General features: G+C 56.5%; 12 protein-coding genes. 5 read left to right on the top strand and 7 right to left on the bottom strand.

Annotation, left to right across the window (positions count from 1 at the left end):
* Window positions 1–21 precede the first annotated feature (21 nt).
* Entirely contained in the window at window positions 22–936 is a 915-nt protein-coding gene (locus tag HMPREF2712_RS04180) for a 1,4-dihydroxy-2-naphthoate polyprenyltransferase (RefSeq protein WP_070819357.1), read from the top strand.
* A 128-nt stretch (window positions 937–1,064) separates the two neighbouring features.
* Entirely contained in the window at window positions 1,065–1,508 is a 444-nt protein-coding gene (locus HMPREF2712_RS04175; protein WP_070819356.1) for a PLD nuclease N-terminal domain-containing protein, read from the top strand.
* Window positions 1,509–1,634: 126 nt separating this feature from the next.
* Here HMPREF2712_RS04175 and HMPREF2712_RS04170 read toward each other — a convergent pair whose 3' ends face one another.
* The 4 genes from HMPREF2712_RS04170 to HMPREF2712_RS04160 form a co-directional block, all read right to left on the bottom strand.
* On the bottom strand, window positions 1,635–2,324 hold the full coding sequence (locus HMPREF2712_RS04170) for a histidine phosphatase family protein (protein WP_070819355.1): 690 nt from the start codon (window positions 2,322–2,324) through the stop codon (window positions 1,635–1,637).
* Window positions 2,325–2,468: 144 nt separating this feature from the next.
* The gene (locus tag HMPREF2712_RS08920; RefSeq protein WP_005504750.1) at window positions 2,469–2,567 is read right to left on the bottom strand and encodes a 30S ribosomal protein bS22; all 99 of its coding nucleotides are present in this window, start codon (window positions 2,565–2,567) and stop codon (window positions 2,469–2,471) included.
* A gap of 263 nt (window positions 2,568–2,830) precedes the next feature.
* Window positions 2,831–4,897, bottom strand: coding sequence for a FadR/GntR family transcriptional regulator (locus HMPREF2712_RS04165; protein ID WP_070819354.1), 2,067 nt, complete (start codon window positions 4,895–4,897; stop codon window positions 2,831–2,833).
* Between the two features lie 93 nt (window positions 4,898–4,990).
* Complete coding sequence (locus HMPREF2712_RS04160; RefSeq protein ID WP_070819353.1) at window positions 4,991–6,217, bottom strand: ArsR/SmtB family transcription factor; 1,227 nt, start codon at window positions 6,215–6,217, stop codon at window positions 4,991–4,993.
* Window positions 6,218–6,629: 412 nt separating this feature from the next.
* On the opposite strand from HMPREF2712_RS04160, the gene HMPREF2712_RS04155 reads away from it, so the two are divergent.
* On the top strand, window positions 6,630–8,255 hold the full coding sequence (locus tag HMPREF2712_RS04155; protein ID WP_070687218.1) for a TrkH family potassium uptake protein: 1,626 nt from the start codon (window positions 6,630–6,632) through the stop codon (window positions 8,253–8,255).
* Complete coding sequence (locus tag HMPREF2712_RS04150) at window positions 8,248–8,910, top strand: potassium channel family protein (protein WP_005504725.1); 663 nt, start codon at window positions 8,248–8,250, stop codon at window positions 8,908–8,910. The genes HMPREF2712_RS04155 and HMPREF2712_RS04150 overlap by 8 nt, the downstream gene beginning before the upstream one ends.
* Window positions 8,911–9,111: 201 nt before the next feature.
* Here the strand turns inward: HMPREF2712_RS04150 and proC are convergent, their stop codons facing one another.
* Complete coding sequence (gene proC, locus HMPREF2712_RS04145; protein WP_070819352.1) at window positions 9,112–9,957, bottom strand: pyrroline-5-carboxylate reductase; 846 nt, start codon at window positions 9,955–9,957, stop codon at window positions 9,112–9,114.
* A gap of 347 nt (window positions 9,958–10,304) precedes the next feature.
* On the opposite strand from proC, the gene HMPREF2712_RS04140 reads away from it, so the two are divergent.
* Window positions 10,305–11,714: a chloride channel protein gene (locus HMPREF2712_RS04140; protein ID WP_070819351.1), complete on the top strand. Its 1,410-nt coding sequence runs from the start codon at window positions 10,305–10,307 to the stop codon at window positions 11,712–11,714.
* A 75-nt stretch (window positions 11,715–11,789) separates the two neighbouring features.
* On the opposite strand, the gene HMPREF2712_RS04135 is transcribed toward HMPREF2712_RS04140, so the two are convergent.
* On the bottom strand, window positions 11,790–12,338 hold the full coding sequence (locus HMPREF2712_RS04135; RefSeq protein ID WP_070691093.1) for a DUF6609 family protein: 549 nt from the start codon (window positions 12,336–12,338) through the stop codon (window positions 11,790–11,792).
* 644 nt (window positions 12,339–12,982) lie between these two features.
* On the bottom strand, window positions 12,983–14,524 hold the full coding sequence (locus HMPREF2712_RS04130) for a hypothetical protein (RefSeq protein WP_070819350.1): 1,542 nt from the start codon (window positions 14,522–14,524) through the stop codon (window positions 12,983–12,985).
* Window positions 14,525–14,597: the final 73 nt, after the last annotated feature.

Below are 14,597 nucleotides of genomic sequence, written 5' to 3'. Positions count from 1 at the left end.
ATAGACCCGGAAGGAACCCCCGTGGCAACTGCCGCCCAATGGATTGAAGGCGCTCGCCTGCGCACCCTGCCGCTCGCCGTCGCCCCCATTATTGCCGGCTCAGCTGCCGCCTACGAGGTCAACGAGTTCAAGCCGCTCTACGCGTTCTTGGCGTTCCTCGTCGCGTTCTTCCTGCAGGTCGGCGTGAACTACGCCAACGACTACTCCGACGGCATCAAGGGCACCGACGAAGACCGCGTGGGTCCGCTACGCCTCGTCGGTTCCGGCGTGGCAAGCCCCCGCTCCGTCAAGTACGCCGCCTTCGCCTGCTTCGGTCTAGCGATGCTTGCCGGTCTTGCCCTGGTGGCTCTGGCAAACCAGTGGTGGTTCCTGGCGATTGGCGCCTCCAGCGTCTTCGCGGCGTGGGGCTACACCGGCGGCAAGCACCCCTACGGCTACATGGGCCTGGGCGACGTGTTCGTCTTCATCTACTTTGGTCTGGTTGCGACCCTGGGCACCCTCTACACGCAGGCGCACACCCTGACCCTGCTCGGCTGGGTTGGTGCTATCGGCATTGGTCTGATTTCCTGTGCGTTGCTCATGGCGAATAACGTGCGTGACATTCCCACCGACATTGAGGCGGGCAAGCTGACCATGGCGGTCCGCCTGGGCGAACGCTGGTCGCGCATCACCTACATCGTGGAGATGGCGCTGGCACTGGGCCTGGGTGTGCTCCTGCTCGATGAGAACCCCTGGTTCCTGCTGATCTTCCTGCTGGTCGGCCCGACCATCCACTCCTGCGTGACTGTGTGGACGCGCGGCGGCCGCGACCTGATTCCCGTGCTCAAGCAGGCGGGTATTGTGGCGCTCGTGTACTCCGTGATTCTTGCCCTCGCCGTGTGGCTGGGCTCGCTGGATATTATTAGCCACGAAGTTCAGGTGTTCACCGGCTACTAAGACCGGCTACTAAGACCGGCTACTAAGCCGACGTACAAATCTGCACCGGATTGCCGCGCCATTACGCCGTTGGCGGGCACCCGGTTCACAGTTCCGCAATAACGCGGCGGTATGTCATAGTAGTGCTTATGATTCGAGCCATGCTGATAATTGGCGGCGCCGCCCTCATCGTGGGGCTGACCCTCTACACCCTCTTGGACGCCGTCCGCACCCCCGCACACGAGGCGCGAACCCTGCCCAAGTGGCTGTGGGTTCTCGTCACCCTACTCTTCCCCGTGGTGGGCCCGCTCATGTGGCTTATCCTGGGCCGCCCCAAGGCACAGCCCGCAGCAGGCGCTCCTCGCCCCGGCTTCGGTCAGCGACGCAGCACCCCGGCGCCCTCGGTATCTTCCCCCGACGACGATGAAGAGTACCTGCGCTGGCTCAAGGCAAAAGCAGAACGCGAACGCCGCAGCCGCGAAGCAGAATCGACCAACAAGCAGGATTCTGATCATAAGGACCCCGAGCTTAAGGATCCTGAACGTAAGAATCCTGAAGACGGCACGCCGAATCAGGGTAACGGGCAGAACTAGTCAGGACAGCTAGGCTCGCACCCCCTCAAGGTTTACAGCAAGAGGCTGTGAGCGCATCCGCAACGGATGGGCTCACAGCCTCTTACTATGCTCAAAAACAGCTTCAGGAACTAGCTACCGGATGTTTCAGCTACCGGGCAGCTGAATCACGCCACCGTACAGCGGCGCGGCAGGCTCCGAATACCCAACAAAATGCGGCATCTCATGCTCAAAATCAGTGGTGCTAAACGCCAGAGTCGTGATCGACGCCAGGTTGCACTCACGGGCACGCGGGTCATGCTGCAGCATGCGGCCCTCAACCCCCAGGCGAGTAATCCAAATCGGCAGCTGGTGCGACACAATAATCGCCTCCGCACCCTCGCCGCCGCGCTCGTAGGCGGTACGCGCCGCATCCTGAACAGCTGCAGCCATACGGCGAATCTGCTCCAGGTACGACTCACCCCAGGAGGGGCGCGCCGGGTTGTACAGCTTCGTCCAGTGACGCGGGTTCCTCAGCAGCTCCTGCGCGTTCACGTGCAGACCCTCAAAGTAGTTATCCGCCTCAATGACGCGCTCATCCGGCTGCGCGGTCAGGCCCAGCAGCTCCTCAACCGGGGCGGCAGACTCACGGGTACGCTGCAACGGCGAGCAGACCAGGTGCACGAAACGGGCGCCGCGCTCAGCACGAGCCGCGAACTCCTCAGCGCTCAGACGCACCATCTGCTGGCCCTTATCGGACAGACGGTAGCCGGGCAGACGGCCGTACACAATACGCTCGGGGTTGTGCACCTCGCCGTGACGCATGAGGTGAACTTTAATGGTGGAAGTTTCAGTCATAATCCCAGTCTCTCAGATAGCGCGCCGCACCCCAAACAGGTGACCCGCACATACCCTCTACAAATACAAAACCCAGCCCGCCAAAACTGCAGGAACGCAAAAACCCCGCCTCTCCATACGGAGGGCGGGGCGAAAGAAGTCTATTTACTTCTTGTTGCGGCGCTGGTGGCGGGTCTTACGAAGCAGCTTGCGGTGCTTCTTCTTGGACATACGCTTGCGGCGCTTCTTGATAACGGAACCCATAGGATTTCCTCACTTTACTCGTACCCGGCCGAGCCATTCGACTCGGTAGCTACCCGGGGATATTTATACCGGTATAACCGATCCAAAACGCATTTTAGGCACAGAAATACCCTTGCGTTTTAGAGCGCTACCTACCTAGAGTACTAGGTTTACCCCCATTTTCACCATTCGAGAGCGGCTTTTCAGGAGTTTTTCCCTGAATTTCCGCTTTTCCCGCGGGGATATCGAGGATATCTCGGGACGAAAACGGGGATTCGGTAGCCCTAACGGCGCTTCTTCTTCGACTTCTTCGAGCCCTTAGCACGGCCATGAGACAGCACCGAACCGGAAGAAGCTACAGCAGCATCAGGAGTGCTCTCCTCAGCTGAGGAGGCGGCCTCTACCGATTCCGCAGCCGATTCCTGGGCGGGATCAGAAGCCTCAGCGGGTTCTTCAACTAGCTCTTCCATCGAAACCTCTTCAACGGCGCTTTCCTCAGCTACCTCTTCTTCAGCCGCCGCGTGCAACGCCTTCAAACGCTCAGCACGCTCAGCCTCGGCACGAGCCAGCGCCTCCTCATCAATGACGGGCTGGGGCTCGAGCTTCGTTTCAGCCTTCAGAACCTGCTCCTTCTCGGCGCTCTCCTGCGCTTCGTCATGCTCAGGCTCGTACACATCCACGCCAAAGAAACGCTTCATCTTCGAGAAGATGCCGCCGCGCTCCTGCACCGGCTCCTCATGCGGAAGCTTCTCGTAGGTATCGTGAATAGTCGCAGCCGCTTCAAGACGGGTAGGCTCAGCAGGCTCAGTAGCGGGCGCCTCCTGGCGCGCAGGGGCACGCAGAACCTTCTCAGCCGACTCAGACTCCGCAGGAGCCGCGGCAGTCACGACAGCCGCAGGACGCGCGGCACGGGCAGGGGCAGTTAGCACCTTACTGCGATCCACCGGCTTAATGATGGTCGCACGCACCGGGGAAACAATCTGGCCGCTACGACGACGCGGAGCCGCCGTAGAAGCACGCAGAACCTTCGCGGGACCCTCAACCTCTTCCTGCGCGTACGCGGCAGGGACGCTCGGCAGCTGACCGCTGGGGGGCTGGGAAGCGAGAGTCTGGGAGCTAGCCGCTACAGAAGCAACCGGTGCCGCAGAAGCAGCCGGGGTAACCTGCGATACCGAGGTGCTACGGCGCGGGGTGCCGAAGCTCAGCGGCACATCCGCGCTCACCGAATGAGCGGTAGGCTGCGCGGGAGCAGCAGGAGCTGCAGGAGCTGCAGCAGGTGCGGGCTGAGCAACAGCGGGAATGGAACGTTCTACCTTGTCAGAGCCAGAAGCGTTAGAGCTAGAAAGAACCTCGGCAGGCTCATCAACCCGATCCACAGGAGTCTCAGCAGCAGTCTCCTCAATGTAGACAATATCGCCCTCAGGCACCGTGTACTCCACGACAGAAGACGGAGCAGAAGCCTGAACAGGCTCAGCCGCAGGCTCCACAGAAGCGGGTGCCGCAACGGGTGCATCTGCGGCGGGCAGAGCCTCCGCATCAGCGAAGGACGGGTCATCCTGCATCAAATCGTCAAAGTCATCAGCGGCGAACTCATCCACATCAACCGGCGCGAACTCAGACGCAATCGGCTCGCCCGGCAGGCCATTCGCCGAGGTCGCCTCCTGCTCCAGGTCAATACCGGCATCGGAATACATGCCGCGCAGCTGACCAATCACCATGGCACGCGCAGTCGCAGCGTCGCCAGCCTTCAGAGCCTCCGCAATAGCGCGGCTCTCAGCACGCAGACGCTCAACAGCGCTACTCCACAGCGGCATACGACCCACCAGAGACAGCATCGACTCAAAACTCGGCTGACGCACCGACGCGAGCAGACCCACCAGCAACTCATTACCACCGCAACGCATCACCTGATGGTGGAACGTCAACAGAAGCTCCAGGAAGTCACGAATCGACAGGTCGAAGTCTTCCATCTGCTCCAGAACCTCGTCCATCTCCGCGAAGGAGACGGTCTTCGGGTCAATACGCGCAATCGCCCAGCTTTCCAGCAGAATACGGGTCTGCACCAGGTCACGAGTCGGGTAACGCGAACTGGACATGTGCAGGCGCAGAGCGGCACTCGCGGCAGCGGCAGGCTCATCACTCAGGTGTACCAGCATTTCCTTGCCGCGACCGTTGTACAGCTGCACCAGATCCATATCTTCCAGGGTGCGCAGAGCCTCGCGAGTGCGGGAACGACCCACACCAATAGCGCGTGCAATCTCGCTATCGCTGGGCAGGTCCTGACCCAGCTGAATATTGCCCTCGAACAGTTCGTTCTCGAGCCAGCGCAGAATTTTACGATGAATAGCCACGTGAATGCGTCTTTCGGTTAGATAAAGGTGAGTGAGAGTGTGTGTGCTTTATCGATGAGTTATGCCGGAGGTTGAACGGCGTCAGGGCGCGCCTTAGCGGCGGCGGCCACGCAGGAAGCCGAAGAGACCACCGCGGTGGGCGTCCTTCGCCTCGGTGTTGGTCGTCTCAGTGCTGGGGCGGTACACCGAATCGTAAGCGGGCATGGTCTGATACTCAGCCTCTTCAGAGGAGGGCTCAGACTTGCTTTCAGACTTGTCAGACTCTTCTACAGCGGTCTTCTCGGGGGCAGATTCTTCAACTGCTGGCTTCTCAGCAACTACGGTTTCTTCAACCGAGGGCTTCTCCTCAGCCTTTTCTGCAGGCTGTTCGTTGACAGTCTTCTCAGCCACCGCAGGCTCCTGGGCAGCAGGAGCTTCGGGGGTCACGGCGATAGGCTGAATCGAACCGCCCACAACCGCAGCCGGGTCAATACCGTAAGACACCGCAGCCGCAGGCTGAGCGATTACCACCGGCTTATCCTCTACGACAGGCTTCGCCTCAGTGGTCTTGTTGGTCTCAGCGGGCTTCACCTCAGCGGATGCCACCGGGGTAGCGGGCTGAACGGGGGTTGCCGACGCCGCGGGGGTCACCCCAGCGTCGTAACCGTACGATGCAGGAGTGAAGGGGCGCATCGGGGTGCTATCCACTGTCTCTTCCTGCGAGGTGGGCTCAGCAGTGGTCTTCTCAACAGTCGATTCGGAGGCGGCACTTTCAGCAGCCTGCTCCGCCGGGCGCGAGTAAATGCGTGCGCTCGGGGTCAGGTACTGGGCGCGGGCGCGCTGGATGCGAGCCTGCTCGATTTCCTCAGCGGAGGGAGCCTCAACGGTAAGAGCCTCAGAGTCGGTCGCCTCGGTCTTTTCAGCGGTTGCGCTCTTCTCAGAGGTCTTCTCGACCGGCTTCTGTACAGCCTTCTCGACTGCATTCTCAGCTGCCATCTTTTCAGCCGTCGCCTTATTCGAGGCAGATGCAGTCACGCCACCGGGCAGTGCCACGGGCACGTGCGCTTCGCTGGACTGACGTGCAATCTGAACGGTCTCGTTAATCCACTCGGTCACGGTGGCGAATACATCCGGGTTCAGGGAGTAGAGGCGACGTTGCCCCTCCACGGTCACGGAGACCACGTCTGCATCGCGAAGTACTTTCAGGTGCTTTGAGATGGTCGGCTGGCTCATGCCCAGCTTTTCGACCACTGCACCCACAGTGTGGGTTTGCTCGGCGAGAATACGCACAATTCGGCGGCGAGTCGGATCCGCGATGACAGAAAAAACATCAGAATGCATATAGCGATTATGACATATAAAGTGGCGCCTCAAGCTTAGAATGAGGGTGATGCAGAAATTACCTTCAAAAATTCTGAAAGAAGCCTGAGCACTAGCTCAAAATGCAGGATTGAAGGGGATAAAAGCATGAAGTGTCCGTCACATTGTAAGGGTACATATCTGTATCTCTTCTTGGGCATATGCTGATATTTCAACCCACCACAGTATATATACCATAAAGAGCATATACACTCTTCCGCGCCTTATACAGAAAACCGCCCCTACGCCTTTGCCAAACTCACATATTGAGCGTCCAGCTATCAACACACTACCCCCTTTCAAAGCACCCGGCGCGATACACTAGAAGGCGTCAAAACAGGCACAAATCCGCCGCCCAACACACCAACACCCAGACACCCGCTGAAGGAGGCGCATGGGACGCATACTCCGCCGCACCCGGCGCCGACATCACCACCCCCAGGGCCAGCTCAACCGCCGCTGGGACACCCTCAGCGGCACCACATCCGTACCTCAAAAGCAGCAGGTTCACCGTAGCCGACGCGACCGCCTCGAGGCCGAAAACCTTAGCATCCTCACGAGCGTGCCCGGTATTGACCTCGATCGTCTGCTCGCCCTACGCGACCACGTGAGCGAAACCTCCGAGGTTCAGCGTAAGCGCGCCCCCATGGGGTTCAATCTGCAGACCCTCGAACGGTTCCGTGACTTTATTGACGTGACCGTTCTTGCCTCGCCTTCGCGCACCGCAATCACTGCGTTTCTTCTGGTCATCATCTTCTTTACGCTCACCTTGCTACTGCCCATCTCCTCCAATGATGGGCAGCCCGCGCCTTTCCACCACGCATTTTTTACCTCTACCAGCGCGGTGACCGTGACCGGCCTGACTACCGTCTCCACCGCCGAGCAGTGGTCCACCTTCGGTCAGGCAATGATTCTTGTGGCTTGTCAGGTCGGTGGTTTGGGTACTCTAACCATTACCTCCCTGCTGGCGCTGGCTATCGGCCGTAAGATGGGTCTGCGCACCAAGCTCATCGCACAGGAAGACCTGAACATCAGCCGTCTTGGCGAGGTCGGTGGCATCATCAAGAGCGTCTCCTATGCTTCATTCTCCATCGAGGCAATCATTGCGCTTGTGCTGATTCCTCGTTTCCTGACCCTCGGCGAAGACCCGTTCCAGGCGATCTGGCACAGCATTTTCTACTCCATCTCAGCCTTCAACAATGCAGGCTTCACCCCGCATTCCGACGGCATCGTGCCTTACGGTCATGACCTTTTCCTGCTCGTGCCCATCTGCATTGCCGTGTTCTTGGGCTCGCTCGGTTTCCCTGTTTTCATTGCGATTCAGCATCATCCTTTCCGCCCCCGCCACTGGTCGCTCACCGCGAAGCTGACCACCGTGACGACCCTGTTTTTCTTTGCTTTTGGCGCGTTCTTCTGGGGTCTCTTCGAGTGGAACAACCCCGCCACCATCGGCGACTACTCCGCAGGCGACAAGGTTCTGAACGCCATTTTTGCTTCTGTCATGATGCGTTCGGGCGGCTTCAATCTGGTCGACATGAGCAGCATTACCCCCGTCTCCACGCTCCTGACGGACATGCTCATGTTCATTGGCGGTGGCTCCGGCTCGACCGCAGGTGGCGTGAAGGTCACGACCATCGCCGTGATTGCCCTGTCTATCCTTGCTGAGGCGCGAGGCGATCAGAAGGTTGTCGCGTTCAACCGCACCATCCCCGAGTCCTCCCTGCGTATTGCTATCTCCGTGATTGTTATGGGTGCTACCGTGGTAGGTGTCGGCGCCGCGTCGATTCTGATTATTAGCGGCGCGGACCTCAAGGAAGTCATTTTCGAGGTCATCTCCGCCTTCGCGACCTGCGGCCTCTCGAATGGTCTCTCCTCCAGCCTGCCGCCGGCGGGTATCTACGTGCTCAGCGGCCTGATGCTCATTGGCCGTGTGGGCACCACAACCGCCGCGACCGGCCTGGCGCTGCGTTCACGCCGCCGCCTCTACAAGTTCCCCGAAGAAAGGCCCACCATTGGCTAGTGCACATAACGCCCCCGTCCTCGTGATTGGTCTGGGACGCTTCGGCTCCGCGGTGGCGGCCCAGCTGCGCCTGCAGAACAAGGAGGTCCTTGCTATTGAGAAGGACCCCGAGCTGGTGCAGAAGTGGTCCGGCGTGCTGACGCACGTGGTCTCCGCCGACGCGACCGATATCGACACCCTGCACCAGTTGGGTGCGGACGATTTCGGTTCCGCCGTGGTGGGTGTGGGCACCTCCGTGGAGGCATCCGTGCTGATTACCGCGAACCTCGTGGACATTGGCGTGGAGCGTATTTGGGCGAAGGCTATCACCCCCGCGCACGGCAAGATTCTGGAGCGTATTGGCGCGCACCACGTGGTCTACCCGGAGGCGGACGCCGGCCGCCGCGCCGCGCACCTGGTCTCGGGTCGTCTGCTGGATTACATTGAGTTTGATGACGACTTCGCGATTGCGAAGATGCGCCCGCCGAAGGAAACCCACGGCTTTACCCTCGCCGAGTCGGATATCCGCTCCAAGTACGGTGTGTCCGTGGTCGGTATTAAGTCGCCCGGTGAGGACTTCACCTACGCGGACGCGACCACCCGCATTCACTCGCGTGACATTCTGATTGTGTCCGGTCAGGTGGACCTGATTGAGCGCTTCGCGGCTCGACCCTAAGCGCGTTTTTCCGCGCTGCGGCGGTTATCTTCCCCCGCTCTGTTGGTTTTGAGGAGCCGCGGTTGAGTAGCCCACGATTAGACATAGAAAAGCAAATAGGCATAGAAAAACAGCCTCTTCCCGTTCTGCCGGGAGGAGGCTGTTTTTCTATAGTTTCACCTAGTCAGGGGGATGCTACCGGACGGTATTAGTCCCCGCTGATTAGTCCTCGTCAGCGGTGTACAGCTGGCTCATTTCCGCCGAACGTGCCGCACAGGCGCGCATCGCGTCCTCGGTCAGCTGGAAGAGGCCACCGTCCACGAAGGTGTTCAGCGCACGCTCGGTGGTGCCGTTCGGGCTGGTCACGGCGCGGCGCAGGGCGGGGGCATCCGGGTTGGTGTCGAGCAGGAAGCCCGCACCGGCAACGGTTGCGCTGGCAAGTTTGAGGGCGGTGTCTGCGTCCAGGCCGAGCTTCTCACCGGCGGTTGCCATCGCCTCCGCAAGCAGGAACGCGTATGCCGGGCCGGAACCGGAGACGGCGGTGACCGCATCCATCTGATCTTCGCGGACCTCAACGACCAAGCCGACGGTGCCCAGGACCTCTTCGACGAGCTTCTTCTGCTCGGCCTTCACGGTGTCGGTGGTGGAGATGGCGAGCACGCCCTTGCCCACGGAGGAGGGGGTGTTCGGCATGCAGCGGACAATGGGCTGACCTGCGGGAAGGCACTCGGCGAGGGTTTCGAGGGTCACGCCAGCAGCAACGGACACCACGACGGCGTTCGGTGCGAGGGCGGGTGCGATATCGCGGGCAAGCTCAACAATGCCGTAGGGCTTCACACCGAGCAGCACGACATCTGCGTGGGCGGTTGCCTTGTGGTTGCCGTCAGCTTCGCCGCCGGTGGTGATGATTTCTACCTTGTCGCCGAGGCGCTGGGCGAGGGCGGCACGAGATTCTTCGCTACGCACGGTAGCGCGGATGTGGGCGGGGTCGTGGCCTGCAGCGAGCAGACCTGCGGCAATGGAGCCGTTCATGGAGCCGGTGCCGAGAAAAGCAATAGTTGCGGTCATCGTTGATCCTTCCTAATGGGGTGCCTGCGCCGGGTGCCGGCAGGCGTGCCGCCGGTGTGTTCCGGGGGCTACTGTTCGGTGCGCGGCGGGCGCGTGGAGGCGTACCCTTCCAGCATAGCGGGTGCGGCTATGGGCATGTGACCTGGCTCGTGTTTCTTCCGCGTTTTCTGGGCGGCGGCTTCACCTCATGCTCCGCGACCCAATGGGCGGGGTCCGCTTCTCACGTTCTGGCATGCTGGGGAGGGCGTAATTCTGCGGGCGTAGAATGAGAACAGCATCACCCGCGGCAGTTTGTGCCGGGCATGAAGCCTCCAACACCACACAGCACGCAACACACAAATTTTTCTATGTCTTCTCATACTGGTTCTTCCTCGAGTTCTTCCCCGAATAGCCCGCAGAATCCTGCGGGTTTCCGTTCTTTTTCGTTTCGCCTCCTGCTGGGGCTGACCCTTGCCGCGCTGGTCACGGGCGTGTTCAGCGGCTTGGGCGCGATTACTCTGCATTATGTTCTGGACTTTATGCAGGAGCTAACTTTCGGCCAGACTGAGGGGCATCACCCGATGGTGACTGACGGCGCCGATCCGGCGCGTCGTGCCCTGGTTTTGGCGGCTTTGGGGCCGTTTGTGGCGCTGGTTTGGTATTACCTGCAGTCGGGCGGTCGGCGTGTGGTCGGCGTGAAGTCGCAGATTGCCGGTGCTACCGAGGAGGACCGTACCCCGTCGCTGTGGCGGCAGATCGCCCATTCGGTGATTCAGATTGTTGCTGTGGGTGCGGGCTCTCCTGTGGGTAAGGAGGTCGCACCTCGTGAGCTGGGTGCTTTGGCGGCTGGCCGTACCTCGAATCTGCTGGAGCGTCTTGGTTTTGTGGGCGCTGATGGTGCCCCGCTGTTAGGTAATCGTGAGCGTAGTCTGCTGGTGGCGGCGGGTGCGGCGTCTGGTTTGGCGGCGGTGTATCAGGTGCCGATTGGTGGCGTGGTATACCTTGTGGAGGCGATGGCTGTTGGTTTGAGCCTGCGGTCGCTGTATGTGGGTGCGGTGACGGTGTGGACGGCGACGGTCACGGCGAATCTGGTGATCGTCAATGAGCCGACGTACCCGGTGCCGCAGCTTCCGTTGGATGCGACGACGCTGACGGTGGCGGCGCTGACGGGTGTGGTGTTGACTCCGTTGGCGTTGGGTTTTAGGGCGTTGTCGCAGCGTGCGGAGAAGTTGAAGGCGAAGGATCGTTCTCTGTTGTGGCGTATTCCTGTGGCGTTTGCGCTGGTCGCGGTGGTTTCGCTGTGGCTCCCGGAGATTCTGGGTAATGGTCGTCTGCTGACTCAGCACACGTTTAATGTGTCGTTGGATGCGGCGGCTGGCGGTTTGACTGCGGCGGCGGCAGTGTATGTGTTGGCGTTGGCTGTTGCGAAGGCTGCCATGGTGGTGTTGAGTCTGCATTTCGGTTCTTATGGCGGTACGTTGACTCCGGGTTTGGCATTGGGTGCGGCGGCTGCGTTTTGTGTGGCGGCGCTGGTGCTGTGGGCGTTCCCGGGTTTGGGCGGGGTGCCGGGTGGTGCGTCGATGGTGTTGTATGCGGCGGCGTTGACGGGTACGGCGGCGTTTTTGGGTGTGTCGATGAATGCGCCGTTGTCTGCGTTGACGTTGTTGATTGGTTTTACGGGTCAGGGTGCGAGTGCGTGGCTGCCGATGGCGGTTGCGGTGGGTACGGCGGTGCTGACCCGTTGGGCGTGGACGCGGGCGTTCGGCGCTAAGAAATAGGCTCAGACAGGTGGCGGACGGCCCCGGATGCGTGTGCGTCCGGGGCCGCTTTTTAGCACATCGACAAACTGCGCCTTATATTTGCTTTGATGGCTTTGAAAGAAATAGTAGATAAATTCCGAACATGAGCTTAATTGCCGCATCAATATATGCAATTACCTCTAGCGGAACATCGACATAAACATATCCTACGAAAACATTAATGGCACAGATAAGACCCAGGTATATCATTGACTTTCCATGCACAAAATAGTATGGGAAGAAGTGTAGCGCGGTTGCCATCAGCGCTCCAAGCCAAATCAGCCTCCAATTTTCAGTTGCAAAGAATTGGCCACCCAGCAAAACCATTAAGACAAATAATAGAATAACGGCACGTGAAGATACTTTCTTTTGAAATTCGCTCGAAGGGCCATCGGCTAGTCTATCCAGCACCTTCTTGTTCATGTTGATTGAGAAAAAGCTGACGACGTACCCAATGCTGAATACTTGCATATTTATTATTTGCTTTCCTCCAACCAAGGTAGCTATTGCTATAACTGCCGCCACCACAATTAACCACAGGCCGCATGCCCTCTTATAGTTAAATTCTAGCTTTTCATCTTTGTTATAGTTTAGAAAACTCATCGATACCTCCAATAGCCTCTCATAGAGTCACTTCTCTTGTTGCGTCACTAAATTTTAATATGAAAAAATTCTGCAATATATCAAGATACCCCAGTCCTTCTGACTATTAATTACATCTCCTATAATTATATCAAAATGATAATAGAGAATTCGTCAAAAAAGCGAAAGAAGCAGCCCCGGATGCATGTGTGCGTCCGGGGCCACCATGCTTTTTAGACCGAGGTTTTCGATAGGTTAGTGCCTTCGCCATGGGTCTTTAACCCACCGTGAAGACACTAATCTATCGATGAAAAGGATAAATCATAACCCATAACCGACTCTCACCTACATGGCGCAGCCAGAGATTCGGTCATGAGTTCCGGATTTGTGCCATAGGTTAGTGTCTTTGGTCGTAGTTAAAAACCATGGCAGAAGACGCTAAACCATGGCACAAATTCTGCACGGGTTACAGCCCCCAATAGAAAAAAGCCACATGTGTTTCGAGCAGCCACTTATGACGTGGCTGCTCGAAACACATGTGGCTTCTCAAATTTAATTTTAATGAGTCAAAAAGTGTCTAAAACGAATTATTTATAACACCTTTGCAAAGATCCATAAATCTCAAGCTCAGTCGCTCACATTTTCTAAAATCATACATGGTTCGATTAAACCTCAGATTTCACTTCTCCCGCCTCAGACTTATACCTGGAATATATATCACTTGCAACCCACATCAAATAATAGATGTAGGCAACCACCATAAAATCAACTTTCTCCTTCTCCCTGGATACCAGGGCAGAAAACTTAAAATTTTTTGCCAGAATTGGTATAGATTCTCTTTTAATAATATCCTTTAGAGACCCACGCACAGAATTTTCCACAAGGGCAACAACAATATAAGTCACGATCAAAGCCGTGGCTATAATCGCGGCAATAAACACCGCTATTGAAATTTCATCCGAAAAATTAAGCCCGTTGATTAAATCCGATATCTCCCTAATATATTTACCAACCAGCACCATGAGAGCAGCAACGGAAGCTATAAATGCAAATATTCTATTTGCCCACACTACCCAATAAAATGAAATATACTCAAACGCCCTACGATATTTTCGAGTCAGGTAAACAATATTTAATTTATATATTCCCGGCATAAGATTAATAGCATTTTCTATAACCATAAACCAATATAAACCATAGAGTGCAGTCAGAGTGAAATTAAGCTTAATTCCATCCCGCCCCAAAAAGATTGAGGACAGAACACATACACCAAACAAGGGAATGAAAACCTTCAAAAAATGTATGCTTAAAATATATGATCGAATATTCACATCGGCGGAAAAATTGGAATACCGTTCCCCAAACTTTAAGATACTAGAGTAATAAACTGCTTCATCTTTACCACAATTCAAGTCATCAGATTCTTTCAATCCATCACTTTCTTCACAATTTTTCTTCGGGTTCCCGTATTCAAATTCATATCTTGCTATTTCATACTCCGCCTCATATGTCGATTTCCCTGTCGCATCGGCACCCTTCAGCCTATTGAGAAAAAGTGAATTTTTAATTAATATACTTTTCTCGTTATATGTAAGCATCAGGGATGATGATAGCGTAAACCATGCAAAAAATAACAATACCCATTGAGGAATTTCACCGTACCTGGAAAGGTCAATGTATTCTGGAACGATAACCTTACCCCATCCAGGCCCCACACTCCAAGCCCCAAATATCGAAGGTGCGTTAGATGACCCCTGAAAATACCCAGCAAGCAGCCCATACCAAAAGTTAATTATAAATATTACGAAAACAATACCACTAACAATTTTGGCAAATTGTCGATAGACAGCACGGCGAGCCTCACCAATAACGCCTTCAATATTATCAGCAAATTTTCCAACACTAATATACAAGCTTAAAAGCAAGCTAGCCAATGAAGCAATGATCGAGCTACGCACATCAAGAAGATAATATGGAATGTTGAATATCGAGCTTATAAAATCTAGAAAAAATTGCCTAACCTCAGTAGGTTCCGTACTAGACATAACCAAAAAAATAATAACCAAAACCATATAGCAAAAAGAAATATTTCTGAATAATTTGAAAGGTATCCAAATAATATTTTCCCAATATATTTGTTTCTTCTTTTCTTCGTGCTCTTCGCCCCAAGCTCCGTTGACTTCGTCAATAACTTCTTGGATTTTCATCGGTGATTGTTCCTTTCCTACGTCTTTGTCGGCGGGTATGTACAAGAAACGCGGTGACCCCGTAGGCTGGTGC

Origin of the sequence: Rothia sp. HMSC064F07 (genome assembly GCF_001837265.1) — a bacterium.
GTDB lineage: Bacteria > Actinomycetota > Actinomycetes > Actinomycetales > Micrococcaceae > Rothia > Rothia mucilaginosa.
Note: the sequence above shows the minus strand (reverse complement) of the source record. Positions and strands in the feature narration are given on the sequence as shown.

What these genes read in the sequence shown, in the direction of transcription:
- HMPREF2712_RS04175 (WP_070819356.1), top strand. Translation starts at nt 1,065, where the DNA reads ATGATTCGAGCCATGCTGATAATTGGCGGCGCCGCCCTCATCGTGGGG.
- HMPREF2712_RS04170 (WP_070819355.1), bottom strand. Translation starts at nt 2,324, where the DNA reads ATGACTGAAACTTCCACCATTAAAGTTCACCTCATGCGTCACGGCGAG.
- HMPREF2712_RS08920 (WP_005504750.1), bottom strand. Translation starts at nt 2,567, where the DNA reads ATGGGTTCCGTTATCAAGAAGCGCCGCAAGCGTATGTCCAAGAAGAAG.
- HMPREF2712_RS04160 (WP_070819353.1), bottom strand. Translation starts at nt 6,217, where the DNA reads ATGCATTCTGATGTTTTTTCTGTCATCGCGGATCCGACTCGCCGCCGA.
- HMPREF2712_RS04155 (WP_070687218.1), top strand. Translation starts at nt 6,630, where the DNA reads ATGGGACGCATACTCCGCCGCACCCGGCGCCGACATCACCACCCCCAG.
- proC (WP_070819352.1), bottom strand. Translation starts at nt 9,957, where the DNA reads ATGACCGCAACTATTGCTTTTCTCGGCACCGGCTCCATGAACGGCTCC.
- HMPREF2712_RS04140 (WP_070819351.1), top strand. Translation starts at nt 10,305, where the DNA reads ATGTCTTCTCATACTGGTTCTTCCTCGAGTTCTTCCCCGAATAGCCCG.
- HMPREF2712_RS04135 (WP_070691093.1), bottom strand. Translation starts at nt 12,338, where the DNA reads ATGAGTTTTCTAAACTATAACAAAGATGAAAAGCTAGAATTTAACTAT.
- HMPREF2712_RS04130 (WP_070819350.1), bottom strand. Translation starts at nt 14,524, where the DNA reads ATGAAAATCCAAGAAGTTATTGACGAAGTCAACGGAGCTTGGGGCGAA.